The sequence below is a fragment of the Nonomuraea sp. NPDC003727 genome (genome assembly GCF_053586935.1).
Genome location: NZ_JBSFNE010000034.1, coordinates 1 through 26406, shown reverse-complemented (window position 1 = coordinate 26406; position 26406 = coordinate 1). Strand labels below are relative to the sequence as shown.

The following is a 26406-nucleotide window of genomic DNA, read 5'->3' as shown; positions in this document are numbered from 1 at the left end:
GGCCACCCCGCCGCTCCAGGACGGTTCCGGCGCGCGGGCCACAGAGGCGGTTGCGGCCGCCGGCGTACGCCGCCACGGCGGCCCTGAGGGCCCGCCCGTGGCTATCGGGCCAGCGGGGTCAGGTAGGTGTCCAGGTCGTCGAGGATCTTGCCGGCCGCCGTGACGCCGATGCCGAGCATCCACACCTCGTCGTCCACGTCGTGGGCGTGGCCGGAGGTCACCGCGCCGAGGTTCTTCCACAGCGGGCCGCCCGTGACCTCTGCCTGGCTCTTGGCGGCGGCGTCGCCGTACGCGCTGTAGAACAGGGCGTCGCCGTCGGCCTTCGCGATGTTCTCCTGGCTCAGCTTGCCGAAGCGCTTGTCGTCCTGGTCGGCGAGCAGCTGCGCCTCCGGGCGCTGGACGCCCGCGTCGCCGAGCACGATGCCGCTGAAGGACTCGGGGCCGTACATCCTGATCTCGGTCGGCATGAATCGCACGATGCTCACCTTCAGCTTCGCGAACTTCGCGCCGACCTGCTCGGCGCGACCCTCGTAGGCCGACAGCAGCTTCTCGGCCTCGGCCTTCCTGCCGAGCGCGTCGGCGTCGAGGAGGAAGTTCTCCTTCCAGGTGACGCCGACCTTCTCGGTGAAGACGGTGGGCGCGATCCTGCTGAGCTTGTCGTAGAAGGCGGCCTGGCGGAACTTGGTGCCGAGGATGAGGTCGGGCTTCAGCGCGGTGATCGCCTCCAGGTTGGGCTGCTGGAGGGTGCCGACCGACGTGGTGGCCGACAGCGCGGAGCCCAGGTAGGCGGGCCACTTCTGGTTCTCGGCCGCCTGCGCGGCGCCGACGGGCGTCAGGCCGAGCGACACCATGGTGTCCAGCTTGTCGGTGTCGAGGACGACGACCCGCTTGGGCGTCTGGGGGACCTTCGTCTCCCCCATCGCGTGCTTGATCGCCCGGGTGGGCCCCGTGGCCGTCCCTTCGGGGGTGGAGGTGCCGCACGCGGTGAGCGCGAGGGCGGACAGCAGGGCGGCCGTGAGCCCGGCCAGACGGAACGTCATCACAGTTTCCTTGATCGCTTAGGTTAGGCAACCCTAAGTGTAGTACCGGTCTGTCCGAAACACCCGCGAAACACCGGGGTGCGGAGTTTCACGCATGCGAAACATGCGGCGTCAAACCACGAAACGGCGGAAGAAGACGCTGAGGCGACACGTCAGTGCGCTGCTGGGGGCATCCACTGCGACACGTACAGGCCGAAAGTGAAGGAGGGTCGCGTCGATGATCGATAGCGGCACTACCGCCTGGATGCTGGTATGCACCGCCCTGGTGCTGCTGATGACTCCGGGCCTCGCGTTCTTCTATGGGGGCATGACCAGGGCCAAGAGCGTCCTCAACATGATGATGATGTCGTTCGTCAGCATCATCGTGGTGACGATCGCCTGGGTCCTTTACGGCTACTCGCTGGCGTTCGACGCCTCGGGCAGCGACACGCTGAACTTCGTCGTCGGCGGCCTGGACAATCTCGGCCTGGCCGGCGTCTTCAACGCGGTGTACGAGGGTCTGATCGTCCAGGGCGGTCAGGTGACGGCCGAGGCGGCGGCGGCCGACAACTTCCCGATGATGGTCTTCTCCGCCTTCCAGCTCACGTTCGCGATCATTACGGTCGCTCTGATCAGCGGCGCCATCGCCGACCGCGCCAAGTTCGGCGCCTGGGTGCTCTTCTCCCTGGTGTGGGCGACGGTCGTCTACTTCCCCGTGGCCCACTGGGTGTGGGGCGGCGGCTGGCTCGGGCAGCTCGGCATCGAGGACTTCGCGGGTGGCACCGTGGTCCACATCAACGCCGGAGCCGCGGCCCTCGCGCTCGCGCTCGTGCTCGGCAGGCGCCAGGGCTGGCGCAAGGAGCCGATGCGCCCGCACAACCTGACGCTGGTCCTGCTCGGCACCGGCCTGCTGTGGTTCGGCTGGTTCGGCTTCAACGCCGGCTCCGAGCTCGCCCCCGACCAGACCGCGGGTCTGGCCTTCATGAACACGCAGATCGCCACCGCCGTCGCGGCCGGCGCCTGGCTCGTCGTCGAGAAGCTGCGCGACGGCCACGCCACCACACTCGGCGTCGCCTCGGGCGCCGTCGCCGGTCTGGTCGCCATCACGCCCGCGTGCGGCTTCGTCGACCCGTGGGCGGCCCTCGTCATCGGCCTGCTGGCGGGCGTGGCCTGCGCCTACGCGGTCGGCCTGAAGTACCGCCTGGGCTTCGACGACTCGCTCGACGTGGTCGGCGTGCACCTGGTCGGCGGCGTCGTCGGCGCGGTCTCCCTGGGCTTCTTCGCCGCCTACCCCTTCCTCGAGCAGCAGAACGAGGGCCTGCTCTACGGCGGCCCGATCAGCCAGCTCGGCCTGCAGATCCTCGGTCCCGTCGCGGTCGGCGGCTACTCCTTCGTGGTGTCGTGGGTCGCCGCCAAGGTGATCGACAGGACAATGGGCTTCAGGGTCGACGCCGACCAGGAGCTCGCCGGCGTCGACATCACCATGCACGCCGAGACCGGCTACGACCTGGGCACCGTGTACGCCTCAGGCGTGAGCCCGTCGACGGCGCTCGCCACGACGACCTCGAAGAAGGTGGACGCATGAGGCTCATCACCGCGGTCATCAAGCCCTTCAAGCTCGACGACGTGAAGGCCGCCCTCGAGCAGTTCGGCATCAAGGGCATGACGGTCAGCGAGGCCAGCGGCTACGGCCGCCAGCGCGGGCACACCGAGGTGTACCGCGGCGCCGAGTACCAGGTCGACCTGGTCCCCAAGGTCCGCCTGGAGGTGCTGGCCGAGGAGGACGACGCCGACGACGTCATCGACGTCATCGTCAAGGCGGCCCAGACCGGCAAGATCGGCGACGGCAAGGTGTGGTCCGTACCCGTCGACACCGTGATCCGGGTGCGCACCGGAGAGCGCGGTCCCGAAGCCCTGTGACCACGGAAGCGCGGTGACCATGACGGAGCCGAGGCGCGGCGAGGAGCCCGGCCGGAGGACACGGTGAGAGCAGACGCCCGCTCGTTCGCCGCGACCCGCAAGGAGCGGGCCGCGGACACCGACCGCTGGCTGAAGGACCTCCTGCGCACGGCCCATCCCGGCGGCGAGGGCGTCGCGCTCGTCGCCGTCGGCTCCCTCGGCAGGGGAGAGCTGGCCCCCGGCAGCGACCTCGACCTGGTCATGCTGCACGACGGCGGCGAGGACGTCGCCAGGATCGCCGACCGGATCTGGTACCCGATCTGGGACTCCGGCGTCGGCCTCGACCACTCCGTCCGCACGGTCGAGGAGGCCGTGAAGGTCGCCCGCGAGGACCTGAAGGTCGTGCTCGGTCTCATCCAGGCCAGGCACGTGGCGGGCGATCCCGAGCTGACCAGGAAGGCGCGGGAGACCGTGCTCGCCGACTGGCGTGCCGACTCCCGCCGCCGGCTCGCCGAGCTGCGCGAGGCGGCCGACAGGCGCGCCCGGAGCAGCGGCGAGCTGGCCTTCCGCCTCGAGCCCGACCTCAAGGACGGCCGCGGCGGGCTGCGCGACGTCCAGGCCATGCAGGCGGTCGCCGCCGCCTGGGTGGCCTCCGCCCCCGGCCCGCGCGTCCGCGAGGCCTACGAGCTGGTTCTCGACGTCAGGCACGCGCTCCACGTCGTCACCGCCCGCGGCGCCGACCGGCTGGTGCTGCAGGAGCAGGACGCGGTGGCGGGAACGCTCGGCCTGCTCGACGCCGAGGCGTTGATGCGCAGGCTCGCCGAGGCGGGCAGGACCGTCTCGCACGCCTTCGACGCCACCTGGCGTACCGTCGACCGGCTGCTGTCCGGCCCGATCCCCCGCGGCCGCAGGCCGCTGGCCGACGGCGTGGTCGAGCACGCCGGCGAGGTCGTGCTGGCCCGCGGCGCCACGCCCCGCACCGACCCGGTGCTCGTGCTGCGCGCCGCCGCCGCTGCCGCCGAGTCGGGGCTGCCGCTGGCCCCCGCCACCGTCTCCGTGCTGGCCGCCCAGTCGGCGCCCATGCCGGTGCCGTGGCCCGACGAGGCGCGCGACGCGCTGGTGGCCCTGCTCGGCGCCGGGCGCGCCGCCGTACCGGTGTGGGAGGAGCTCGACCAGGCCGGGATCCTGGTGAAGCTGCTGCCCGACTGGGAGCGCGTACGGCACCGCCCGCAGCGCAACCCCATCCACCGCTTCACCGTCGACCGGCACCTCATCGAGGCCGCGGCCAACGCCGCCGCCCACACCCGCGAGGTCGCCCGCCCCGACCTGCTGCTGATCGCCGCCCTCCTGCACGACGTCGGCAAGGGCTGGCCGGGCGACCACTCGGTCACCGGCGAGGTGGTCGTGCGCGACATCGGCGCCCGCGTCGGGCTGCCGCCGCAGGACGTCGAGATCCTCGCCAGCGTCGTCCGCCACCACCTGCTGCTGCCGGAGACCGCGACCAGGCGCGACCTCGACGACCCCGTGACGATCGAGAAGGTCGCCGGCGCGGTCGGCTCGCGCGAGGTGCTCGACCTGCTGGCCGCGCTCGCCGTCGCCGACGGCCACGCGACGGGGCCCGCCGCGTGGAACTCGTGGAAGGCCGCGCTCGTCGACGACCTCGTCCGCAGGGTGCGCAGCGCGCTGTCGGGCTCGCCGCTGCCTCCCGTGCCCACCCTCTCGCCCGCCCAGGCCGCCCTCGCCAGGCACGGCGGCGGCGCGATCCGAGTGAATGGGACAAACGTCACAGTCGTCGCCCCCGACCGTCCCGGCCTGCTGTGGCGCGCGGCCGGCGTTCTGGCCGCCCACCGGATGATCGTCCGCTCCGCCTCGGCCGCCTCCGCGAGCGCCACGGCCGTGATCGAGTTCTCCGTCGTGCCCGAGTACGGCACGCCCCCCGACCCGGCGACCCTCGAGGCCGACCTGCGCCTGGTCCTGGCCGGACGCCTGGACATCGAGCAGCGGCTGGCTCGCCGCGCCCGGTCGGTGCGACCCGCCAGGGTGCCGGTCGCCCCACCCCGCGTCACCCTGATCGACGACGCCTCCGCCACGGCCACCGTGGTGGAGGTCCGCGCCCACGACCGCCCGGGCCTTCTGTGGCGCATCGGCAGAGCTTTCGGTGAGTGCGGGCTTGACGTGAAAGCCGCTCGCGTGGAGACTCTCGGCGCGGAGGCGGTTGACGTCTTCTACGTAGTGGACCGCGCCGGGCGCCCCCTCAGCGACGACGCGCAGCGGACCCAAGTCCGCGATCACGTGCTCGCCGCGCTCCGGTAACCAACGGCAACGGTCTGCGGTCACCTTTGTAACGATTGTGTCCGTTTTGCCTGGTACGCGAGTTGTGGCGGATACGTTGTGGGGCGAATTACGGTCTTTATGATTCCTGTTGCGGACAGGGTTGAGGGGTAACGACGGCTGTGACGACGGTGACATCCGACGGCGGAAGTACCGCCAGGCGGGACCGCGGGAAGCGGTCGATGCCACGAATGGGACTGCGTAACTGGCGCGTGAGATCTCGTCTCACCGCGCTCATCCTGGTACCCACCATCGCGGGTGTGGTCCTCGGCGGAGCGAGGGTCGTCTCCTCCGTCGACAGCATCGGCGTCTACGACCGCACCGTGGTCATCGCCGGGCAGGCGACCCACATCCGCGATCTGGTCCAGGCGCTCGGAATGGAGCGTGACACTGGCGGCTGGTTCTACGCGACCAAGCAGCGCAGGCAGCTCAAGGAGCCCTACGAGGACAGCAAGGACGCCGTCGACAAGCAGGTCAAGGCCGTCCTGGCCGACCTCGCCGCCATGGACGCCGCCTACGGCCCCCGCGTCCAGCAGGCCGCCAAGGTCGCCGCCTCCCAGCTGAAGTCGCTGCCGGCCATCCGGTCGCAGCAGCGCGCCAGGCCCGACTCCGGCGCCTACCGCTACCTCGTCGAGCAGCTCGTCCGCGTGCACGAGGAGCTGAGCCTCCTCAACAACGACCCGCAGATCCTCGGTGACTTCCGCGCGCTGACCGTGCTGATGAAGGCCAAGGAGGCCGTCTCCAGGCAGCGGATCATGCTGCTGGAGTCCTACTACGGCACCTCCAAGGTCGACGCGCAGCGGGTGACCGACTTCATCGCCGCGGGCGCCGAGCAGTGGCAGCTGGTCAACAGCTTCGCCGCCGACGCCGGCGCCACCAGGGCCACGGCCCTCGCCACCGGACTCAAGAACGACAGCGACGTGGTCAGGGCCGAGCTGTCCAAGGCCCGCGCCATCCGGCTGACCAACGACGGCCCGGCCTTCCAGGCCAGGGCGCTGCTCGTCGACCCCACCCAGTGGTTCGAGGACAACGCCAAGGCCATCACGGTCATGCAGAAGGTCGAGTCGAACACCGACCCCAAGAACCTGGGTCTCGCCCAGGCCGTGACCAACAGGGCCGAGGAACTGCGGAGCGCCGAACTGCGCACCGCCCTCGTCATCGGTGGCGCCATCCTGCTCCTGCTGCTCCTGGTGCTGCTCTTCACCGTCCTCATCGCCCGCTCGATGGTCACCCCGCTGCGCCGCCTGCGCAGCGAGGCGCTCGAGATCGCCGGATCCCGGCTGCCCGACGTGGTGCGCAACCTGCGCGTCTCGGGCAACGCCACCGCGCCGGAGGTCGCGCCCATCGACGTCGAAGGCAAGGACGAGATCGGTGAAGTGGCGCAGGCCTTCGACGAGGTCCACCGCCAGGCCGTACGGCTGGCCGCCGAGGAGTCCGAGCTGCGCAGCAACATCAGCTCGATGTTCGTCAACCTCTCCCGGCGCACGCAGACGCTGGTGGAACGGCAGATCTCGCTGATCGACGGCCTGGAGAAGGGCGAACAGGACGGCGGCCGCCTCGCCGACCTGTTCCGCCTCGACCACCTGGCCACGCGCATGCGCCGCAACTCGGAGAACCTCCTGGTCCTCGCCGGCCACGAGCCCACCCGCAGGCGCAGCCAGCCCGCCAAGCTCGTCGACGTCGTCCGCGCCGCCCTGTCGGAGGTCGAGGACTACGAGCGCGTCCAGGTCAAGGTGCACCGCGCGACCGCGGTCGTCGGCAGCGCCGCCAACGACCTGGTCCACCTGGTGGCCGAGCTGGTCGAGAACGCCATCCAGTTCTCGCCCAAGAACAGCCAGGTCCACGTCTCCAGCAGCATCATCGAAGGCGGCGGAGCGCTGCTGTCGGTGAGCGACCAGGGCATCTCCATGACCGAGGAGGAGCTCGCCGAGGCCAACCGCCGCCTGGCCGAGCCGCCCGTCGTGGACGTGTCGGTCTCGCGCCGCATGGGCCTGTTCGTGGTCGGCCGCCTCGCGCTGCGCCACGGCATCCGCGTGCAGCTGCGCAAGGGCGAGGGCACCGGGCTCCTCGCGATGGTCCTGCTGCCGCCGCCCCTGCTGGCCGACGGCAACCAGCCGCCGCCGCCCCCGCGGCCCGCCTTCGGCGGCAGCGCGTCCTCCGCGCCCGCCTTCGGCGCGCCCGCGCAGAACGGCGCCTTCACCGCGTTCGAGTCCTACGACTCCACCGCGAACGGACAGGGCACCCGGCAGGCCTTCGGCGCCTTCACCGCCGACACGGGCGGCGACAGCGGCTTCTTCCGCCAGCAGCCCCAGGGCGAGCGCAACCCGTCGTTCCCGAGCATCGACCTGAGCGCGATGCCGAACCTCGACCAGACCGCGCCGCACCCGGGCCACTCGCACCCGTCCTTCCCCAGCCTCGACCAGGCCGGCCAGCACCCGTCCTTCCCCGGCGCCGAGCAGAACGGGCACCCGTCGTTCCCGAGCAGGGAGCAGAACGGTCAGTACCCGTCGCTCCCGGGCGCCGAGCAGAACGGGCGCCCATCGTTCCCGAGCAGGGAGCAGAACGGTCAGTACCCGTCGCTCCCGGGCGCCGAGCAGAACGGGCACCCGTCGTTCCCGAGCAGGGAGCAGAACGGTCAGTACCCGTCGCTCCCCGGCACGGAGAAGAACGGGCGGTCCCCGTCCTTCCCGAGCGTCGACAGCGGGCTGCCGCGCCGCGGCCCCCGCGCCGACAGCGGCAACACCGGCGCCTTCACGTCGCCGCCCGCGACCGCGTCGCCGTCCTACCCGCCGGCCGAGCCGTACGGGTGGGAGGAGCACACCGCCGCCATGCCCGCGGTCGGCAGCTCGCCCCTGGAGCCCGAGCAGGAGGAGTTCCTGCCGATCTTCGCCGCGGTGGAGTCGGCGTGGTTCAGGCGGCCAGAGGAGGCCGCGCGACCGTCCGCCTCCGCGGGTCCCGCCACCGGCCCCTCCAGCGGCCCCACCAGCGCCCCCTCCACCGGCCCCGCCACCGGGAACCCGGCGGCGTCTTCGGCCGGAGCTCCGGCGGGGTCCGCGGCGGGGTCTGCGGCGGCGCCCGGGCGGGAGCCCAAGTACCACCTGCCGGAGGCGCAGCGGCCCGCCCAGGCCGTACCCTCTGATGGTGACCAGTGGCGGACCCCCGCCGACGCGGGGTGGCGGGCGGCGGCCGCGGCCAGTGACCCGAGCCTCGGCGGCATCACCGCCGCCGGTCTCCCCAAGCGCACCCCGAAGGCGAACCTGGTCCCCGGCACGGCGGGTCAGGCGCCCCAGCAGATGACCCCGATGCCGCCGGTCTCGGCGGACCGGATCAGAAACCGGATGTCCAGCTTCCAGCAGGGCATCCGCCGGGGACGCGCGGAAGTGAACGATGAGTCCGCCCCGAACGGGTTGGATAAGGAGGACTTGGCGTGACGACCTTGAGCCACGAGGCCCATAGGTTCGACTGGCTGATCACTGACTTCGTCAGGAACACCCCCGGAGTGGCCCACGCCGTCGTCGTGTCGGCCGACGGCCTGTGCCTGGCCAGCTCCGAGGGCTTCCCGCCGGACCGGGCCGACCAGTTGGCGGCCGTGTCCGCGGGCCTGCTCAGCCTCACCGTCGGCGCATCGCGCGTCTTCGAGGGCGGCCCCGTGACCCAGACGGTCGTGGAGATGCAGCGTGGCCTGCTCCTGGTGATGGCCATCAGCGACGGTTCGGTCCTGACCGTCCTGGCCTCGCCCGACTGCGACATGGGTCTGGTGGCCTACCAGATGACCCTGCTGGTGGACCGCGCCGGTCAGGCGCTGACCCCGGCTCTCCGTGCGGAACTCCAGGCTGCCAGGACCCGGTGATGTGATGGTGTACGGGAGCGATGGGGCAGGGGACGAAGAGCCTCTGTTCCGTCCGTACGCAGTCACCGGCGGCAGGTCGGAACCCCGCTACCACTTGGCGATGGAGACGCTGATCTCCTCGATGTCGATCCCGGATGACGAGATGGCGCTGCTCACCCCCGAGCAGGAGGCCATCATGACGCTGTGCAGGTCGTTCCGGTCCGTCGCCGAGATCTCCGCGTTGCTGCGGGTCCCGCTCGGCGTGGCCAGGGTCGTCGTCGCCGACATGGCGGACGAAGGCCTCGTGCGCCTGCACCAGCCGCGTCTCGACCAGGGACAGCCAGACATGAACATGCTCGAAAGGGTGCTCAGTGGACTTCGCAGGCTCTAGCAGCGGCGGACTCACCTCGACGAAGATCGTCGTCGCGGGCGGGTTCGGCGTCGGCAAGACGACGTTCGTGGGTGCGGTGTCCGAAATTCTCCCGCTGACGACGGAAGCGGTCATGACCGATGCCTCAGCCGGCATCGACGACCTCGGCCTGACCCCGAACAAGCAGACCACCACCGTGGCCATGGACTTCGGCAGGCTCTCGCTCGACAGGGACCTCATCCTGTACCTGTTCGGCACGCCCGGCCAGCACCGGTTCTGGTTCATGTGGGACGACCTGGTCCGCGGCGCCATCGGCGCCGTCGTCCTGCTCGACACCCGCAGGCTCGCCGACTCCTTCCCCGCGATCGACTACTTCGAAGAGGCCAAGCTGCCCTTCGTCGTGGGCATCAACGGATGGGACGGGCAGTTCCTGCACTCGGAGGACGAGGTGCGGGAGGCGCTGGCGCTCGCCCCGCACATCCCGATCGTGCGGACCGACGCCCGCAACCGCGAGTCGGTCAAGGCGACGCTGATCTCCCTGGTGGAACACGTCGTCCGCGTCCGCGCCACCTACGGCGCCCCGGCCTGACCTCCTCCGGCTCCGGGGTTGGTGTTTGTCCCGGTCTCGCGGCAGGCCGCCGTTCCTCTCGGCGGCCCGGGTTCGTTGGGTTGGTGTTTGTGCTGGTCTCGCGGCAGGCCGCCGTTCCTCTCGGCGGCCTGGGTTGGTTCGGTTGGTGTTTGTGCCGGTCTCGCGGCAGGCCGCCGTTCCTCTCGGCGGCCTGGGTTGGTTCGGTTGGTGTTTGTGCTGGTCTCGCGGCAGGCCGCCGTTCCTCTCGGCGGCCTTCCGCGTTCTCCCCTGCTCCCTCTACGGCAAGCCCGCTCGAGCCCACCCCGGGCACGGGGCTGGCGTCCGTCCAGGGAGACGGCCGGCCGGCGTGCGTGGCCGGCCGCCGTTACGCGGCACCTCCAGGCGCTCCCCACGGGACTGACGTCATCGCGTTGAGCACCGGGACCAGCTGTTCCTCCTCGTAGTCGAAGTGCGCTTCCAGCTCGGCCGCCAGCCTCTCGACCTCGCCGGCCGCGTCCCCGCCCTCGTCGAGCAGCTCGCGCAGCCTCCTGATCAGCCGGGCCACGACGGTGTGCTCCCGCCGCAGCCGAGCGAGCGCATCGGCGAGCTCGGGGTGCGTCTCCTCCAGATGCGGGAAGGCGACGTTGTCCTCGGCACCGTGGTGGAAGTGGAGCGCCTCGCAGAAGGTCAGGCAGTGGGCGCGCAGTTCCGCACTCAAGCCCTGCCCCTGCGCCGCCCCCTTCCTGACCTTCGCCAGTTCGTCACGCAGCCAGCCGTGCACCCGCACCAGCTCGTCCCCGAACGCCCGCACCCGCGCCGCCGACTCCGCCCCCGGGCTTCCCTGCCCCGCACGTCCGTCCGACCGGGCCGCGCCGGTCCCGCCCGCCACTGTCCCGGCGCCGCCTTCCGCGGCTGCCCCTGCCCCGGTCGCCCCCGTCTCGGCTGCCCCTGCCCCGGTCGCCCCCGTCTCGGCGGCCCCTGTCTCGGTCACCTGTGTCCCGGTCACCCCCGTCTGAGCGGTCACCCCCGCCTGGGCGGTCACCCCCGTCTGAGCGGTCACCCCCGCCTGGGCGGTCACCCCCGTCTGAGCGGTCACCCCCGCCTGGGCGGTCACCCCCGTCTGAGCGGTCACCCCCGCCTGGGCGGTCACCCCCGCCTGGGCGGTCACCCCCGTCTGAGCCACCTTCGTCCCCGTCGCACTCGTCTCGGTCTCCTGTGTCGCGGTCGGCCCGGTCGGCCCGGTGTCGGTCACCTTCGTCGCGGTGGCCCTTGTCTCGGGCACTTGTGTCTTGGGCGTGTTCGCGCTGGTCATGGGCGTCTCGGTGGCGGGGGACTCGTGGGGGACAGCGTCGTCGCGGGTCGCCGGTCGGTCGAGGCGGTGGAGGGCGACGACCGGGATGACCCGCGACGTGTTCGCTTGGTAGGCGGCGAAGGCCGGGTCGATGGCGGCCTGCCGCTCGTACATCCGGTCCCGCTCCTCGCCCGCCAACGGCACCGCTCTTGCGGCGAACCGCTCCGACCCCAGCTCCACCACGACGTCCGGGTTGGCCAGCAGGTTGTGATACCAGGCAGGGTGCCTGTCCTGTCCCGCGTTGGAGCCGAACACCAGGATCCGCTCGCCGTCCCGCAGGTAGACGGCCGGGTTGGTCTTCACCGCGCCGCTCCTGGCGCCCACCGTCGTGAGCAGGACGAGCGGGGCGCCCTCGAACATGCCGCCGACGGTGCCCCCGTTCGCCCTGAACTCCTCGATGACCTGCTGATTGAAGTCCTCGGCCATTCGATATCCTTAGATGGTCAAGATGATTTGCTTTGCAAGCAAAGCTAATTTCATAGGCAAGGTATTTCGAGGAGTGGGCCGATGTCAACGGAGGGCCTGAGCGTCGATGAAGGGATCCGCACGCTGCTGCTGCTGATGCCGCGCATGGTCGGGCGCGTGAAGCGGATCAAGATTCCGGAAGAGCTGCAGTCGCTGTCGCTGGCGCCGCGTCACCTGTCGCTGCTGGCGTACCTGCTGTTCGACGGTCCCACCACGGTGAACGACCTGGCGGCCCGGCTGGAGGTGGCGCCCGCGACCGTAAGCCTCATGGTCGGGGACCTGAGCCGCAAAGGCGTGCTGGAGCGGCGCGAGGACGACGTCGACCGGCGCCGGACGATCGTCAGCATCGCCGCGGCGCACCAGACCTCGATCGAGGAGTGGCTGGGGCGAGGGGCGGGCGCGTGGCGGAAGGCGCTGGAGCCGCTCACGCCGGAGCAGCGCAGGATGTTCATCGACACCCTCCTGGCCTACGAGCGCGAGATCGGGGCCTGACCGGGCGAACGACCGGACGGCCCATCTCTCCACCGGTGGTCTCGCCGCTCGAGCGGTCGTCGATCAGCGTGCTTGCTGTCCTGGCTCATCGGCACACGTTCCGTGCCGCCGCAGGGTTGCGTGCCCGAGGGTCCGAAGGCTCGTCCAAGATGCGGGCTGATCTCCCCCCGGGAGTCCGTCGGCCCCGTGCGGGCCGCGTCGGAGTGGTTGGCGGGTACGAGTGCGGGCCTGTGTTGGAGTGGTTGGCGGGTACGAGTGCGGGCCTGTGTCGGAGTGGTTGGCGGGTACGAGTGCGGGCCTGTGTTGGAGTGGTTGGCGGGTACGGGTGCGGGGTCGGCTGCGGCGGAGTGGTCGGCCGGTTCGAGTGCCGGGCTGGCCGCAGCGGGGTTCGGCGGCACAGCCGGCAACCTGCAACGCGCTCCGGATGTGAGCTCGCTCACACGGTGTCACAGCCCGATGGAGCATGTCGTCTTAGAGGGCATGACGAACGCGGAACAGACCTCGGTGCTGATCACCGGAGGCAACAAGGGACTGGGGTTCGAGGCGGCCCGGCGCCTCGGGGAACTGGGTTGGACGATCTTTCTCGGCTCGCGTGACGAAGGTCGAGGACGTACGGCCGCCGACAAGCTGACCGCCGGTGGCGCGAACGTGGTCATGGTCCCGCTGGACGTGACCTCGGACGAGTCGGTGACCGACGCGGAACGGCTCGTCCGGGAGCACACCGACCGGCTGGACGTGCTGATCAACAACGCCGGCGCGTCAGGAAGAGCCATCGCGCCCGCGGACGCGACGGTCGACGAGATTCATTCCGTCTACGACACCAACGTGTACGGACCGGTCAGGGTCACGCACGCGTTCCTTCCCCTGCTGCGGGCGGCGGACAATCCGCGGGTGGTGATGGTGTCCAGCGCCGTCGGTACCTTCGCGGTCGTGACCGATCCGGAGCAGCCCGCCTCGAAAATGCACGAGCTCGCCTACAGCTCGTCCAAGACGGCACTGAACATGATCACCGTCCGGTACGCCCAGGCGCTCCCGGAGATCAAGTTCAACATGGTCACCCCCGGGGAGGTCGCCAACCGCAAGTTCGCCGCCACCGACATGAACAATCACACCGGCCAGCTGACAGTCACCCAGGGCACCGACCCGATCCTCGAACTCGCGATGATCGACGCCGACGGGCCGACCGGGACCTTCATCGATCGCCTTGGCCGCATCGCCTGGTGACCGCCGCGCCCTGCCTCCGCGGTCGGGTCTGCCTCCGTGGTCGGGTCTGCCTCCGTGGTCGGGTCTGCCTTCGTGGTCGGGCCTGCGTCCGCCGTTGGTGCGGGCGGTGGTATGTGGACAAGACCGTGCCGGTCGCGGCGCCGGAGGGAACCGTGCAGTGATAGGGCGTGATCGACGGGCCGGGCGCCTCGGATACCCTGCTGTCCGTCGTGCGGAAGCGTCCTCGAGCGAGAAGGCGAGAAGGCGAGTAGGTGAGCAGCGGTACGCGAGTCGGCGGGAGGGATTCCGTGCCTGGGCCGGCGGATGAGACGGGCGCGACCGGGTACCGGCCGCTGCTGTTCTCCATCGCCTACGGGATGACCGGATCCGTGGGCGACGCCGAGGACATCGTGCAGGACGCGTTCCTCGGCATGACCCGGGCGCGCCAGGCGGGAACCGTGATCGCCGACCCCAAGGCGTACCTGGCGACGGCGGTGACGCGGCTGGGCATCGACCACCTGCGTTCGGCGCGGGTGCGGCGGGAGACGTATGTGGGGGACTGGCTGCCCGAGCCGGTCGTCGTGCCCGCCGATGGGCCGGGCCCGGCCGAGCACGCCGAGCTGGCCGACTCGCTGTCGATGGCGTTCCTCGTGCTGCTGGAGTCCCTTTCGCCGGTGGATCGGGCGGTGTTCATGCTGCGCGAGGTGTTCGGGTACGGCTACCCGGATGTGGCGAGGATCATCGGCAAGACCGAGGTGAACTGCCGGCAGATCTTCGCGCGCGCCAGGCAGCGCATCGCCGCTGGGGGGCGGCTGCGCGACAGCACGCCGACCCCGGCGCGGCGGGCGCAGGGCAAAGAGCTCGCCCGCAGGTTCTTCGAGGCCGCCGCGGGCGGCGACATGGACGCGCTGCTCGGCATGCTCGCGCCCGACGTGGTGCTCCACGGGGACGGCGGCGGCAAGGCACAGGCGATCGGGAAGCCGGCGACCGAGCCGCGGCGCGTCGCACAGCTGCTCGTCGCCGGGCTCCGCCGGATACGGATGCTCGGCGTCTCCCTCCGGCCGGCCTGGGTCAACGGCGGGCCGGGCGCTGTGATGTACGACGCCGAAGGACGCGTGGCCGCCGTGGTCGAACTCGACATCGCCGATGGCGTGGTCCAGGCGGTCCACTCGGTCGCCAATCCCGACAAGCTTGCCCACATCGGACCGGTATCTGATGTAGCCCGACTGCCGGAGAAATAACGCGACTCGGTCAGGGGCGGGAGTCGATCAGGATCCGGAGCCGGTCGGGGATCGGCGCCGGTCAGGGGCGGGAGCCGGTCGGGATCCGGAGTCGGTCAGGAGCGGGAGTCGATCAGGAGGGAGATGCCGTCGAGGAGGCGCTGCAGGCCGAACTCGAAGGTGTGCTCGGGGCTGTGCGCCGAGCCGTACACCTCGGCGGCGGCCTCGCCGACGCGCGACGCGACGGGGAAACGGTTGACGTCGGCGATCCGGTGCAGGAAGGGCGCGTGCGCCGCCCACCACTGCTCGTCGGTCATCCCGGTGTGCTTCTCCGCCTCCAGCGCCTCCACCGCGCCTCGCGCCGCGCCGTGGACGAACCCGGTGACGAGCGTGATGACCGAGTCCATCTCGACGTCGGTGAGGCCGATGCCGTCGATGGCGCGCAGCTCGTACTCGTACTTGGCCGTGGTGTTGGGGCCGAGCACCGGACGGCTGGTGGCGACCTGGAGCAGCCACGGGTGGCGCAGGTAGAGCGCCCAGTTCTCGCGGGCGATCTGCAGCAGGCGGGCCCGCCAGCCGCCGGGGAGGTCGTCGGGGCGGGCGGTCTCGCCGTAGACGGTGTCGAGCATGACGTCGAGCAGTTCGGGCTTGCCGGGCACGTAGGTGTAGAGCGACATGGTGCCGACGCCGAGCCGTTCGGCGACCCTACGCATGGACAGCGCCGCCAGCCCCTCGGCGTCGGCCACCTCGATGGCGGCCCTGACGATGCGGTCGACGCTCAGCTCCGGCTTGCCCTTGCGGCTCGGGCGTTCGCTGGTGCGCCACAGGAGGGCGAGGCTGCGGGCGGGGTCGCCCTTGCCGGTGTACTCGACGGTCACCTTACGTACGGTACACCGTACGGATTCCGCTGCCCAGCAGGGCCACCCAGGTCAGGCCGACGACGAGCGTGAGCCGCTGGAGCAGTCCCGCGATCGGGGAGAGTCCGGCGGCGCCGGAGAAGCCGACCCCGGTGATCACGAAGCCGGCGAGGAAGACGACGCCCGTGACGATCGAGTACGCCGTCCAGCCGGGCCTGCCCCATCCGGCGAAGCGCCTGGCGTACACGAAGCACGCGGCGGGCAGTCCCGCGAAGACCAGCAGCGAGAACAGGTCGTGCAGGGCGCCGGCGGTGGTGGAGGTCGCCGGCGCGTCCTGCGGGTAGCCGTTCACGGGGTCGGTCACGAAGAGGCCGGCCCCGATCAGGCCGACGGCGAAGGCGAGCATGAGGGCGAGGCCCCAGCGGGAGGTGCCGCGCAGGCTGATCGCGAAGGCCAGCATGAGCAACCCTGTGACCAGGAAGTTCGCGGTCTGGGTCCAGCCGAGGTCGCCGATGGCGAGCGAGCTGACGGGATGCCGGAGCGGGTCGTAGCCGCCGCCCCGCGTGGCGCCCTCCACCAGGAAGGCGGTGACGAAGACCACCGCGCCGGCCACCCCCGACAACCGCATCAGCCTCATCGCGGTCCCTTCACCGATCACGCGCCCCACCTCCCATCCTGCCCGGCCACGTCACGGCGCGGGGCGGGCCGCCGACCGAATGACGCCGGACCGTGCCGCCGACCGGTTCCCCCCGTGCCGCCGACCGGCTTCCCCGGGGGGCGGGACCAGCGCCCCCGAGACGGCGACCGGTTTCCCCGGGGGCGGGACCGGTGCCCCCGGGCCGCCGACCGGTTCCATCCGGGCGGCGACGGGTTCCCTGGGGGTGAGGATCGGTGCCTTCGGGTCGGCGACGGGGTTTCCCCCGGGAGGGGGGACTGGTGCGCCCCAAGAGGGCGACGGGTTCCTGGGGTGAGGGCCGGTGCCCTCGGGTCGGCGACGGGTTTCCCCCGGGAGGGGTGGGGACTGGTGCCCCCAAGAGGGCGACGGGTTCCCTGGGGGTGAGGATCGGTGCCTTCGGGTCGGCGACGGCTTCCCCCCGGGGGTGGGGGACTGGTGCCCCCGGGAGGGCGACGGGTTCCCCGGGGGTGAGGGCCGGTGCCCCCGGGATGGCGACGGGTTTCTCCCGGCCGGCGGCCGGGACGGGGCGCGCGCCGGGGTGGCCGGGGGAGGGCCCGGTGCCCGCTCACCTGGGCAGCCAGTCCTTCCACACGATCTTGTTCGCGTCGATCCACTTCTTGGCCGCCTGCTCGGCCGACATGCCGCCGTCGGTCATGTCGCTGGCCACCGCGTTCTGGTGGTCGTTCGTCCAGGAGAAGTTGCGGACCAGCTCGTAGGCCCTGCCGCCGGTGTCGGCGAACTTCTTGCTGACGATCTTGTCGAGCAGGTACGGCGGGTAGTCGCAGGCCACCTTCGCCGCCACGGCGTCGCAGCCGATCGCGTACGACGGAAGGTTGATCTTGGCCATCTTGACCTGCGTGAACAGCCACTGCGGCTGGTAGAAGTACATCAGCAGCGGGCGTCTGGTCCTGGTGGCCGACCGCATCGCCTTGATCAGCGCGTCCTCGCTGCCCGCGTAGACGACCTTGTAGTTCAGCTTCAGGTTGCGGACCAGGTCCTCGTCGGCGGTGACGAAGGTGGGGTCGCCGTCGAGCACCTGCCCGAGCTCACCCGACTTCTCGGTCCTGAACAGGTGAGCGTACTTGTTGAGGTTGCGCCAGTTGGTGATGTCCGGGTACTCCTCGACCATCCACTGCGGCACGTACCAGCCGATCACGCCCTTGTTGCCGTTCAGCCCCGCGGACACGGCGACCTTCTTGTCCTGGATGAACTCCTTCTTCTCCTTGTCGCGGCCCCAGTTCTCGACGATGACGTCGACGTCGCCGCTCTCGAAGCCCTTCCAGGACTCCTCCTCCGTCAGCTTCTTGGTCTCGACCTTGTAGCCGAGCTCGTGCTCGAGGAGGTAGGCGAGCACCGCGGCGCTGGCCTCGTAGCCGACCCACGGGTTGACGGCCAGCCGTACGGTGCCGGTGGCCTTCGGGGTCTGGGGTGCTTCGCTGGTGCAGCCGGTGAGGATCAGGCCGAGGGTGAGGGCCGCGGCCAGCAGTTTGGTTCTCATGTGCGGTCTCCGGCGTGCCCCCGCCGGCGACGGGGGCACACGATCGTCTACTTCGGGATCCAGGCCTGCCACGTGGCCGTGTGGGCGTCGATCCACTTCTTGGCGGCGGCCTCGGCGGACATCCCGTTGTTCTGGATGTCGTTGGCGACCGCGTTCTGGTCCTCGTTGGTCCAGGTGAAGTTCTTGACCAGCTCGTAGGCCTTGCCGCCGGTGTCGGCGAACTTCTTGCTCACGATCTTGTCGAGGTCGAGCTCGGCGTAGTCGCAGGCGACCTTCTTGGGGTCGGCGTCGCAGCCGGCGGTGTACGGCGGCAGGCTCACCCTGGCCAGCTTGACCTTGTCGAAGAGCCAGTGCGGGGTCCAGAAGTAGAACAGCAGCGGCTTCTGCTGCTCCTGCGCCTGCGCCGCCGACTCCAGCAGCGCGGCCTCGCTGCCGCCCGTCACGACCTTGAAGTCCAGCTTCAGGTTCTTGACCAGCGCCTCGTCGTTGGTGACGTAGGAGGGGTCGCCGTCGAGCAGCTGGCCCTTGCCGCCGGACTCGGAGGTCTTGAACAGGTCGGCGTACTTGTTGAGGTTCTTGTAGTCGGTGATGTCGGGGTACTTGTCGGCCATCCACTGCGGGACGTACCAGCCGATGACGCCCTTGTTGCCGGTCGAGCCGGCCGAGGCGGCGACCTTCTTCTCGTCGATGTACTTCTTCTTGAGGTCGTCGTGCCCCCAGTTCTCGACGATGACATCGACCTCGCCGGTCTCGAAGCCGGCCCAGGCGACCTCCTCCTTGAGCTCCTTCTTCTCGACCGTGTAGCCGAGCTGGCTCTGCAGCAGCTGCGCGATCACGGCCGCGCTGGCCTCGTATCCGACCCAGGGGTTGATGGCGATCCTGACCGTCCCCGCGGCCGCGGCGCTCGCCGAGCCGCTGGGCTGGGTGGCGGGGCTCGCCGTGGTACCGCCGTCGACCCTGGCGCCGCCGCCGCACCCTGCGACGGCCAGGCCGAGGGCGACGACCCCGGCCATGAGGCGTATCTTCATCCGGTGATCATCCTCTTGAGTGGGGGGAAGTGCGCCTGTCGGCGCCCTGCGTGATGCGGTCGAGCATGACGCCCAGCAGCACCGTGGCCACTCCGGCGACGAAGCCCATGCCGAAGTCGGAGTGCTGGGAGAAGCCGGTGACGACGTCGTAGCCGAGCCCGCCCGCGCCGACCATGCCGCCCACCACGACCATGGCGAGCGTCATGACGATGCCCTGGTTGGCGGCCAGCAGGATGGCCCCGCGTGCCATCGGCAGCTGGACCTTCCACAGCAGCTGGCGCCGGGTGGAGCCGGCTGAAAGCGCCGCCTCGACGGAGGTGGGGGACACGCCCCGGATGCCGTCCTCGACCAGGCGCACCACGGGTGGCACCGCGTAGATCACCGAGGCGAAGATGGCGGTGAACCTCGTCGGCCCGAACAGCGCCAGCGCGGGCAGCAGGTAGACCACCGACGGCATCGTCTGGGCCGCGTCGAGCAGCGGACGCTGGACGGCCGAGAAGGCGCGCGAGCGCGCGGCGGCGACGCCGAGGACGAGGCCGAGCAGGAGCGCGGCGGCCGCGGCGACCAGAACGGTGGTCAGCGTGGCCATGCTGTGCTCCCACAGCCCCACCCCCGCCAGCGCCAGCAGGCACGCCAGCGCGACCAGCGCGGGGCGCGGCCCGCTCGCCCACCAGGCCAGCGCCAGGACGGCGGCGGCCACCAGCCACCACGGCGTGGAGGTCAGCACGTCCTGCAGCGGGTTGAGCAGGATCGTGGAGGTGATGTTCTTGATCGCCTCGGTGACGTCGTACCAGCTGAACTTGGCCCATTCCACCGCGTCGTTGACGGGGCCGCCGATCGGCACCACCCACTGTTCGGGGAAGGCGGGGGGCAGCACGAAGGTGAGCGCCAGGCCGACCACGGCCGGCGCGCCCGCGACGGCGTACCCGAGGGGTCCCGCGGCGCTCCGGCGGGCCGCCGCCATCGTCATCCTGTCCAGGACGACCGCCATGACGACGATCGCGACGCCGGCCGGCAGCATGAAGCCGACGTTGGCCCGTGACAGGCCGCGGATGATGTCGGAGCCGAGGCCGGGGGCGGAGATGAGAGCGGCGATCACGACCATCGACAGCGCCATCATGATGGTCTGGTTGATCGCCAGCGCGATCGTCTCGCGCGCCATCGGCAGCTGTACCTTGCGCAGCGTCTGCCAGCGGGTGGCGCCGATCGAGTCGGAGGCCTCGGTCGCGGTACGGGAGACCTGCTCGATCCCCAGCGCGGTGATCTTGATGGCGACCGGCATCGCGTAGATGAGGGTGGCGACGGTCGCGGACGAGGGGCCGATGCCGAAGAAGAGCACCATCGGGGTCAGGTAGGCGAACGTCGGCATGATCTGCATGACGTCGAGCACCGGCGACAGGGCCCGGCGCAGGCGTGGCGAACGGCCCGCCCAGACGCCCAGCGGCAGCCCGATCAGCAGGGCGATCAGCACGGAGGCGAGCACCAGGGCGAGCGTGCGGACACCGGCGTCCCAGACGCCGAGCACCCCGAAGGAGGCGAATCCGGCCGTCCCGAGCAGCGCGATCCGCCAGCCGCCGGCCAACCAGCCGAGGCCGCCGATCACCCCGATCAGGCCGGGCCAGCCCAGCGCCTGCAGCACGGTCTCGAAGGCGGTGTAGAACTGCCCGAGGTAGATGCGGACGTAGTTGATGAAGTACAGGAACAGCGGGTTGTCGTTCCTGTTGGCGTCGACCCAGTCGCGGGCGTCGTTGACGGCGAGGAAGGTGGCCGCCTCGTCGTCGTGCGGGAGGGTGGCGGTGCCGTTCAGCGTGAGGTAGCCGGCGACGAGGGCGGCGACGGCGACAGCGGGCACGACCCAGCGGGGCGGGCGGCGGATGCCGGGCGCGTCCGCGACGGCGACGGCGCTGCTCATGCGCGCGCCTGCGGGACGGGCGCCGTGCCCTCGCCCTGGTCCGGATGCGCTCCCGCCGCGTCGTCGCCCTCGCCCCGGTCCGGGTGCGCTTCCGTCGGGTCGCCGGCTTCGCCCTGGTCCGGCTGCGCTTCCGTCGGGTCGCCGGCCTCGCCCTGGTGCGCGCCGGGTTGCGCGGCCTCCTCGGGTGACGGTGCGGGCTCGGGCACCCGGATCTCCTCCGGTACGGCCGGCTCGTGCGCCATCGCCGACAGGATGTCCACGCGGTCGACCACGCCGATCAGCTCGTCCCCGTCCATGACACGGATGGGCCTGGCCGAGCCGGTCACCGCGGGGATGGCGTCCCTGATGATCGTGCCGGCCGGGAGGACGGGGCCGTCCAGATGCTCGCCCGGCTCCGGCGTCCGGCAGATCCAGCGCAGCGACAGCACGTGGCTGCGCGGCACCTCGCGGACGAAGTCGGCCACGTAGTCGTCGGCGGGCGCGCCCACGACCTCCTCCGGTGTCCCGAGCTGGACGATCCGGCCCGCCCGCATGATCGCGATGCGCTCGCCCAGCTTGAGCGCCTCCGACAGGTCGTGGGTGATGAAGACCATCGTCTTGCCGACCTCGCGGTGCAGCCTGATGACCTCGGTCTGCATGTCGCGGCGGATCAGCGGGTCGAGCGCGCTGAACGGCTCGTCGAACAGCATCACCTGGGGGTCGACGGCCAGTGCCCTGGCCAGCCCGACGCGCTGCTGCATGCCGCCCGACAGCTGGTCGGGGTAGGCGGTGGCGTGCCCGTCGAGGCCGACCAGGGAAAGGATCTCTCTCGCGCGCTCGTGCCTGCGCGGTTTGGGAGCGCCCTGGATCTCCAGGCCGTAGGCGACGTTGTCGATGACGCGCCGGTGCGGGAGCAGGCCGAAGTGCTGGAAGACCATGCTGACGTGGTGGCGGCGTAATTCCCGTAGCTGGGCGGGGGCGGCGGCGATCACGTCCTGGCCGCCAATGGAGATCTTTCCGGCCGTCGGCTCGATGAGGCGGGTCAGGCAGCGCACCAGGGTGGACTTACCGCTTCCCGACAGACCCATCACGACGAACATCTCGCCTGGTCTGACATCGAACGTGACGTCTCTGACGGCGGCCGTGCAGCCGGTCTTCTCGCGTAGTTCGGCCGGGTCGAGATCTTTGTCAGGGCCTTTCATGACGCGATCCGCCCGCGGGCCGAAGATCTTCCACAGCCCGCTGACCTGGATCGCCGCACTGTCCTGCCCGGCTGCCACTTGCTGCCTCCAGAAGCTTGCCGGCCCCGCGGTTGGCCCGGTCCGAGTTGTCGAGGGTAGGCGCGACGGGGCTCAACATAGGGCCTGAATAACGCGAATCACAACGTCGTGACCATGTAGAGACGCGGGTGTTACGGAGTGGATCTTCAAGTGGAACGCGGCAAACCCCCACAACCGGACAGAAGGTGATATATCGCGACATTTTCATCTCGAGATCCGATAACGGCGGACCGAAATTGGGGGCCCCAAGTTATCGACGCTTGTGTGGTACCCGACTAGATTTGTCGCGTTATGTTCGTTTGGTCGTTCAGGTATTGGTGTGCTGAAATAGCCGCCACTTGCTGGAGTTTTCCCAGGAGTCTCACGGGAGGCTCTCCCCCCAACTGAGGTTGCGTTCGGTGAGTAGAAGAACCAGTGCCAAGGCCGCCGACCAGGCCGCCGATCACGGTGGATGGCGGCTGCGCAACTGGCGGGTGCGCGCGCGATTAGTCGCGCTGATCCTCGTCCCGACCGCAGCGGCCGTCCTCCTCGGCGGCATCCAGGTCGTCGCCTCCACCAGCGCGGCGGCCGACTACGACCGCGCCAACCAGCTGGCCAAGCTCGCCCAGCAGATCGGCGGTCTCACCCACGAGCTCGGCGCCGAACGCGCCCGCACCGCCTGGTACATCACCCTCGGCCGCCCCGAGCGCGGCCTGGCCGACGTCCGCACCCAGATGAGCAGGGTCGACACCCAGGCCGACAAGGTACGGCAGAGCGCCGCCGTCCTCGGCACCGAGGTCGCGGGCCGGACGGGCGACGAGGTCGCGACCGTGCTGAACCGCCTGGAGGACCTCGCCGCGCTGCGCGACCAGGCGCTCGACTCCGACCTGCTGCCCGGCGCCGCCCTCGACGCCTACACCACCGTCATCGCCGACCTGCTCACCCTGAACGACGAGCTCGGCAAGAACGGCGAGGACGAGGAACTGGTACGCCAGTCGGCGACGCTCGACGCGCTCGCGCGGGCCAAGGAGAGCGCCTCGCTGCAGCAGGCGCTGCTCACCAGCGTGCTGGTCGTCGGCAGGTTCGAGCAGGAACAGCTCAAGACCTTCCTCGGCGAGCAGTCCAACGAGGCCAACCAGCGCAAGGCCTTCGCCGCCGAAGCCACCGCCGCCGAGCGCCGCCTGTTCGACGAGACGGTCAACGGCCGCGGCGCCGACCGGGCGCGCTTCCTGCGCGAGCTGGTCCTCACCAGGGTGAGCACCGGCGCCCCGCTCAAGGGACTCGACCTCGCCAAGCGCGACGACGCGCGTGAGTGGTTCGAGGCCGCCACCGTCATCGTCGAGTCCATGCGCTCGGTCGAGGAGCGGCAGTCGGCCGCGATCGTGCTGCGCAGCGAGGAACTGGCCGGGGCCGAGACCAAGCGCGCCTACCTGGTGGCCGGCGCCGTCGTGGCGCTGCTGCTGGCCGTCCTGCTCATCACCACCGGCGTGGCGCGCTCGCTGGTGCGCCCGCTGCGCAGGCTGCGCAGCGAGGCCCTCGACATCGCCGGCGAGCGGCTGCCCGGATTCGTCCAGCGCCTGCGCGAGGCGCGCGACAGCGACGTCTCTGCCGAGGTCACCCCGATCGGGGTCTTCTCCCGCGACGAGGTCGGCGAGGTCGCGCGGGCCTTCGACGAGGTCCACCGCGAGGCCGTACGGCTGGCCGGCGACGAGGCCAAGCTGCGCGCCAACGTCAACGCGATGTTCGTCAACCTCTCCCGCCGCAGCCAGACCCTGGTCGAACGCCAGCTGACGCTCATCGAGCGGCTCGAACGCGGCGAGCGGGACGACACCCGCCTCGGTGACCTGTTCAAGCTCGACCACCTGGCCACCCGCATGCGCCGCAACAGCGAGAACCTCCTGGTCCTCGCCGGCCAGGAGGCCGCCCGCAAGTGGACCCAGTCCGTCGAGCTGATGGACATCGTCCGCGCGGCACTCGGCGAGGTCGAGAGCTACGACAGGGTCGTCATCCAGGGCGCCTCCGAGGTCGCCATCGCCGGCCAGGCCGTCACCGACACCGTCCACCTGCTGGCCGAGCTGGTGGAGAACGCCGTGTCCTTCTCCTCGAACGACACCAAGGTGACGGTCTCCAGCAGCCGCATCGACGGCGGCGGCGTCATGATCGCGGTGACCGACCAGGGCATCGGCATGAGCCAGGAGGAGATCTCCCAGGCCAACTGGCGGCTGGCCAACCCGCCGGTGGTGGACGTGTCGGTGTCGCGGCGGATGGGCCTGTTCGTGGTCGGCCGCCTGGCGCTCCGGCACAACGTCCGCGTGCAGCTGCGCAGGCAGGACGTCGGCGGCCTCACGGCGATGGTGCTCATCCCCGAGAGCCTGCTGACCGCCATCCCCGGCCAGCAGCCAGGGCACGGCTTCCCGGCGGGGCAGGGCATGCCGCCCCTGCACGGCTCGCCGTCCGAGCCGCAGATGCCGCAGATACCGCCCATGTCGCCGATGTCGCAGCTGCCGTCGGGCCCGCAGGTGCCGCTCCAGCCGATGGTGCCGCCGCAGGCCGGGCCCCAGCCGTACGAGCGGCCCATGCTCGACGACCTGAAGCCCTCGCCCATGGGCGCGCCGGTGCTCGACTCGCCGCCCGTCGACTGGTTCGGCACCAACGACGCGCCCTCGGCCGACCTTTCCGACTTCCCGTCCGACTACACCTCCGACTTCACGGCCAACGGGCTGCCCAAGCGCGGCGGGCACGCTCCGGACGACGGTCCCGGCTTCCGCGAGATGCCCGGCCTGGGCGGCTCCCAGGGCCCCGACTCGTACGGCACGCTCGACCGCCGCCCGTTCGACTCCTTCGACGCGCCGCCCAGGTCCGGCTTCCCCGACGCCACCAGCCCTCTCCCCAGGGTGGAGACCTCCTCGCTCGACACCGGCGAGGAGGAGTACCTGCCGATCTTCGCGGCGGTGGAGTCGAGCTGGTTCAAGCGGCCGGAACCTTTCTCCGACGCCCCGGACACCCCGGACGCCCCCGCGTTCGACACCGGTCCGCACGCGGGACCCAGCGCGGGGCCCGCTGCGGGACCCACCGTGGGGGGCGGCGTGCCGGGCAGGCCCGCGACGGCACGGCCGGCCGATCCGTACCCGCCGGAACCGCCCGTCGCGTCCCCGCAGGGCGCACCCTCGCCCGACGCCTGGTCGTCGCCCGCCGACGCGGGCTGGCAGGCCGCCCGCGCGGCCAGCGACCCCAGCCTCGGCGGCCTCACCTCCTCGGGCCTGCCCAAGCGCAAGCCCAGAGCGAACCTGGTGCCGGGCACCGCCGCCGCCCCGCAGTCCGCAGCTCCCACGCCGCCGATGCCGCCGGTCTCGCCCGACCGGATCAGGAGCAGGCTGGCCAGCTTCCAGCAGGGCGTGCGGAAGGGCCGCGCCGAGCTCGACAACGCGCAGGAGGAGGAGCAGCGGTGAAGGAGTTGAGCCAGGCCGCCAGGGACGTCAACTGGCTGGTCAGCGGCTTCGTCGAGGAGGTGCCCGGTGTGGCGCACGCCGTGGTCGTCTCCTCCGACGGGCTGCCCATGGCGTTCTCGCGCGGGTTCCCGAAGGACCGCGCCGACCAGCTCGCCGCCGTGGCCGCCGGGCTGATCAGCCTGGTGCAGGGCGCCTCCAGGGTCTTCGAGGGCGGCGGGGTCACCCAGACCGTCGTGGAGATGCAGCACGGGCTGCTGCTGGTGATGTCGATCAGCGACGGCTCGTGCCTGGCGGTGCTGGCCGCGCCCGAATGCGACATGGGCCTGGTCGCCTACCAGATGACCGTGCTGGTCGAAAGGGCGGGCCAGGTGCTCACGCCCGCCGTACGGGCGGAACTGTCATCCGCGCACCCCTGGTGATGGGAGACGATCGTGGCTTCGTGGAATGACGGCCCTCCTCCGTATGGGCCGCCGGCGGACTACGGCAGGGGGTACGGCCAGCCGCCGGGTTACGGCCCCGCGCCCACCCCTCCCGAGGAGGAGCGCCCCTCGCTGGTGCGGATGTACTCGCTCACCGGCGGGCGCACCGCGCCGCGCACCAACCTGGCGATGGAGGCGCTGGTCTCCTCGGCGACCTCGGCGCAGCTCGGTATGAACCACACCCGTGAATACCGCGCGATCAGCGAGCTCTGCCGCCAGATCAGGTCCGTCGCGGAGGTGTCGGCGCTGCTGGCCATCCCGCTCGGCGTGGCCAGGGTGCTGATCGCGGACATGGAGGCGGAGGGTCTGGTGCGGATCTACCAGCCGCAGCTGGACGCGGGCATGCCGAACAGGAACCTGCTGGAAAGGGTGCTAAGTGGACTTCGCAGGCTCTAGCGGCCTGACCTCGACGAAGATCGTCGTGGCGGGCGGGTTCGGTGTGGGCAAGACCACGTTCGTGGGCGCGGTGTCGGAGATCCTGCCGCTCACCACGGAGGCGGTCATGACCGACGCGTCGGCGCA

Annotated in this window: 22 protein-coding genes; 14 read left to right on the top strand and 8 right to left on the bottom strand. The window is 71.1% G+C overall.

What is annotated here, in order from left to right; genetic code table 11:
• Nucleotides 1-101: 101 nt before the first annotated feature.
• Nucleotides 102-1040 carry an ABC transporter substrate-binding protein gene (locus tag ACWDLG_RS43010; RefSeq protein WP_449931115.1) on the bottom strand — a complete coding sequence of 313 codons (939 nt, stop codon included), beginning with the start codon at nucleotides 1038-1040 and terminating at the stop codon, nucleotides 102-104.
• A gap of 217 nt (nucleotides 1041-1257) precedes the next feature.
• Between ACWDLG_RS43010 and ACWDLG_RS43005 the strand changes: the two genes are divergently transcribed.
• The 7 genes from ACWDLG_RS43005 (at nucleotide 1258) to ACWDLG_RS42975 (ending at nucleotide 10037) form a co-directional block, all read left to right on the top strand.
• The gene (locus tag ACWDLG_RS43005; RefSeq protein WP_449931113.1) at nucleotides 1258-2604 is read left to right on the top strand and encodes an ammonium transporter; all 1347 of its coding nucleotides are present in this window, start codon (nucleotides 1258-1260) and stop codon (nucleotides 2602-2604) included.
• Nucleotides 2601-2939 carry a P-II family nitrogen regulator gene (locus ACWDLG_RS43000; protein WP_354922440.1) on the top strand — a complete coding sequence of 113 codons (339 nt, stop codon included), beginning with the start codon at nucleotides 2601-2603 and terminating at the stop codon, nucleotides 2937-2939. Before ACWDLG_RS43005 ends, ACWDLG_RS43000 begins: the two co-directional genes overlap by 4 nt.
• A gap of 63 nt (nucleotides 2940-3002) precedes the next feature.
• Nucleotides 3003-5231: a [protein-PII] uridylyltransferase gene (locus tag ACWDLG_RS42995; RefSeq protein ID WP_449931111.1), complete on the top strand. Its 2229-nt coding sequence runs from the start codon at nucleotides 3003-3005 to the stop codon at nucleotides 5229-5231.
• A 230-nt stretch (nucleotides 5232-5461) separates the two neighbouring features.
• The gene (locus tag ACWDLG_RS42990) at nucleotides 5462-8680 is read left to right on the top strand and encodes a nitrate- and nitrite sensing domain-containing protein (protein WP_449931109.1); all 3219 of its coding nucleotides are present in this window, start codon (nucleotides 5462-5464) and stop codon (nucleotides 8678-8680) included.
• The gene (locus ACWDLG_RS42985; protein ID WP_183648813.1) at nucleotides 8677-9099 is read left to right on the top strand and encodes a roadblock/LC7 domain-containing protein; all 423 of its coding nucleotides are present in this window, start codon (nucleotides 8677-8679) and stop codon (nucleotides 9097-9099) included. The genes ACWDLG_RS42990 and ACWDLG_RS42985 overlap by 4 nt, the downstream gene beginning before the upstream one ends.
• A 7-nt stretch (nucleotides 9100-9106) precedes the next feature.
• Nucleotides 9107-9469 (top strand): DUF742 domain-containing protein, encoded by a 363-nt coding sequence (locus ACWDLG_RS42980; RefSeq protein WP_449931183.1) that lies wholly within the window; start codon nucleotides 9107-9109, stop codon nucleotides 9467-9469.
• Nucleotides 9450-10037: a GTP-binding protein gene (locus ACWDLG_RS42975; RefSeq protein ID WP_354922453.1), complete on the top strand. Its 588-nt coding sequence runs from the start codon at nucleotides 9450-9452 to the stop codon at nucleotides 10035-10037. The genes ACWDLG_RS42980 and ACWDLG_RS42975 overlap by 20 nt, the downstream gene beginning before the upstream one ends.
• A gap of 364 nt (nucleotides 10038-10401) precedes the next feature.
• Here ACWDLG_RS42975 and ACWDLG_RS42970 read toward each other — a convergent pair whose 3' ends face one another.
• On the bottom strand, nucleotides 10402-11793 hold the full coding sequence (locus ACWDLG_RS42970) for a nitroreductase/quinone reductase family protein (protein ID WP_449931106.1): 1392 nt from the start codon (nucleotides 11791-11793) through the stop codon (nucleotides 10402-10404).
• 81 nt (nucleotides 11794-11874) lie between these two features.
• Here ACWDLG_RS42970 and ACWDLG_RS42965 point away from each other — a divergent pair, with 81 nt between their 5' ends.
• From ACWDLG_RS42965 to sigJ, 3 genes are all read left to right on the top strand, one after another.
• Nucleotides 11875-12324, top strand: coding sequence for a MarR family transcriptional regulator (locus ACWDLG_RS42965; RefSeq protein ID WP_449931104.1), 450 nt, complete (start codon nucleotides 11875-11877; stop codon nucleotides 12322-12324).
• A 480-nt stretch (nucleotides 12325-12804) separates the two neighbouring features.
• Nucleotides 12805-13548: an SDR family NAD(P)-dependent oxidoreductase gene (locus ACWDLG_RS42960; protein ID WP_449931102.1), complete on the top strand. Its 744-nt coding sequence runs from the start codon at nucleotides 12805-12807 to the stop codon at nucleotides 13546-13548.
• A 287-nt stretch (nucleotides 13549-13835) separates the two neighbouring features.
• A complete protein-coding gene (sigJ, locus tag ACWDLG_RS42955; protein ID WP_449931100.1) occupies nucleotides 13836-14768 on the top strand; it encodes an RNA polymerase sigma factor SigJ in 933 nt (310 codons plus the stop codon).
• A gap of 95 nt (nucleotides 14769-14863) precedes the next feature.
• On the opposite strand, the gene ACWDLG_RS42950 is transcribed toward sigJ, so the two are convergent.
• The 6 genes from ACWDLG_RS42950 to ACWDLG_RS42925 form a co-directional block, all read right to left on the bottom strand.
• Nucleotides 14864-15625 carry a TetR/AcrR family transcriptional regulator gene (locus ACWDLG_RS42950; protein WP_354922471.1) on the bottom strand — a complete coding sequence of 254 codons (762 nt, stop codon included), beginning with the start codon at nucleotides 15623-15625 and terminating at the stop codon, nucleotides 14864-14866.
• 1 nt (nucleotide 15626) lies between these two features.
• Complete coding sequence (locus ACWDLG_RS42945; RefSeq protein WP_449931097.1) at nucleotides 15627-16262, bottom strand: DUF998 domain-containing protein; 636 nt, start codon at nucleotides 16260-16262, stop codon at nucleotides 15627-15629.
• A gap of 583 nt (nucleotides 16263-16845) precedes the next feature.
• The gene (locus tag ACWDLG_RS42940; RefSeq protein WP_449931095.1) at nucleotides 16846-17778 is read right to left on the bottom strand and encodes an ABC transporter substrate-binding protein; all 933 of its coding nucleotides are present in this window, start codon (nucleotides 17776-17778) and stop codon (nucleotides 16846-16848) included.
• Nucleotides 17779-17825: 47 nt separating this feature from the next.
• Nucleotides 17826-18806 (bottom strand): ABC transporter substrate-binding protein, encoded by a 981-nt coding sequence (locus tag ACWDLG_RS42935; RefSeq protein WP_354922477.1) that lies wholly within the window; start codon nucleotides 18804-18806, stop codon nucleotides 17826-17828.
• A gap of 7 nt (nucleotides 18807-18813) precedes the next feature.
• Entirely contained in the window at nucleotides 18814-20718 is a 1905-nt protein-coding gene (locus tag ACWDLG_RS42930; protein WP_449931093.1) for an ABC transporter permease subunit, read from the bottom strand.
• Nucleotides 20715-21977 carry a quaternary amine ABC transporter ATP-binding protein gene (locus ACWDLG_RS42925; RefSeq protein WP_449931091.1) on the bottom strand — a complete coding sequence of 421 codons (1263 nt, stop codon included), beginning with the start codon at nucleotides 21975-21977 and terminating at the stop codon, nucleotides 20715-20717. Before ACWDLG_RS42925 ends, ACWDLG_RS42930 begins: the two co-directional genes overlap by 4 nt.
• 398 nt (nucleotides 21978-22375) lie before the next feature.
• Here ACWDLG_RS42925 and ACWDLG_RS42920 point away from each other — a divergent pair, with 398 nt between their 5' ends.
• From ACWDLG_RS42920 to ACWDLG_RS42905, 4 genes are all read left to right on the top strand, one after another.
• Nucleotides 22376-25405 (top strand): nitrate- and nitrite sensing domain-containing protein, encoded by a 3030-nt coding sequence (locus tag ACWDLG_RS42920; protein ID WP_449931089.1) that lies wholly within the window; start codon nucleotides 22376-22378, stop codon nucleotides 25403-25405.
• Nucleotides 25402-25824 (top strand): roadblock/LC7 domain-containing protein, encoded by a 423-nt coding sequence (locus ACWDLG_RS42915; RefSeq protein ID WP_354922485.1) that lies wholly within the window; start codon nucleotides 25402-25404, stop codon nucleotides 25822-25824. The genes ACWDLG_RS42920 and ACWDLG_RS42915 overlap by 4 nt, the downstream gene beginning before the upstream one ends.
• A 141-nt stretch (nucleotides 25825-25965) precedes the next feature.
• Nucleotides 25966-26280 (top strand): DUF742 domain-containing protein, encoded by a 315-nt coding sequence (locus tag ACWDLG_RS42910; protein ID WP_358140933.1) that lies wholly within the window; start codon nucleotides 25966-25968, stop codon nucleotides 26278-26280.
• Between the two features lie 4 nt (nucleotides 26281-26284).
• The coding region (locus ACWDLG_RS42905) for an ATP/GTP-binding protein (protein ID WP_449931181.1) at nucleotides 26285-26406 on the top strand (122 nt) is incomplete at its 3' end.

Bases quoted from the DNA above. Each gene is read 5' to 3' on its own strand.
- ACWDLG_RS42965 (WP_449931104.1), top strand. From the start codon at position 11,875: ATGTCAACGGAGGGCCTGAGCGTCGATGAAGGGATCCGCACGCTGCTG.
- ACWDLG_RS42960 (WP_449931102.1), top strand. From the start codon at position 12,805: ATGACGAACGCGGAACAGACCTCGGTGCTGATCACCGGAGGCAACAAG.
- ACWDLG_RS42930 (WP_449931093.1), bottom strand. From the start codon at position 20,718: ATGAGCAGCGCCGTCGCCGTCGCGGACGCGCCCGGCATCCGCCGCCCG.
- ACWDLG_RS43000 (WP_354922440.1), top strand. From the start codon at position 2,601: ATGAGGCTCATCACCGCGGTCATCAAGCCCTTCAAGCTCGACGACGTG.
- ACWDLG_RS42910 (WP_358140933.1), top strand. From the start codon at position 25,966: ATGTACTCGCTCACCGGCGGGCGCACCGCGCCGCGCACCAACCTGGCG.
- ACWDLG_RS42970 (WP_449931106.1), bottom strand. From the start codon at position 11,793: ATGGCCGAGGACTTCAATCAGCAGGTCATCGAGGAGTTCAGGGCGAAC.
- ACWDLG_RS43010 (WP_449931115.1), bottom strand. From the start codon at position 1,040: ATGACGTTCCGTCTGGCCGGGCTCACGGCCGCCCTGCTGTCCGCCCTC.
- ACWDLG_RS43005 (WP_449931113.1), top strand. From the start codon at position 1,258: ATGATCGATAGCGGCACTACCGCCTGGATGCTGGTATGCACCGCCCTG.
- ACWDLG_RS42935 (WP_354922477.1), bottom strand. From the start codon at position 18,806: ATGAAGATACGCCTCATGGCCGGGGTCGTCGCCCTCGGCCTGGCCGTC.
- ACWDLG_RS42940 (WP_449931095.1), bottom strand. From the start codon at position 17,778: ATGAGAACCAAACTGCTGGCCGCGGCCCTCACCCTCGGCCTGATCCTC.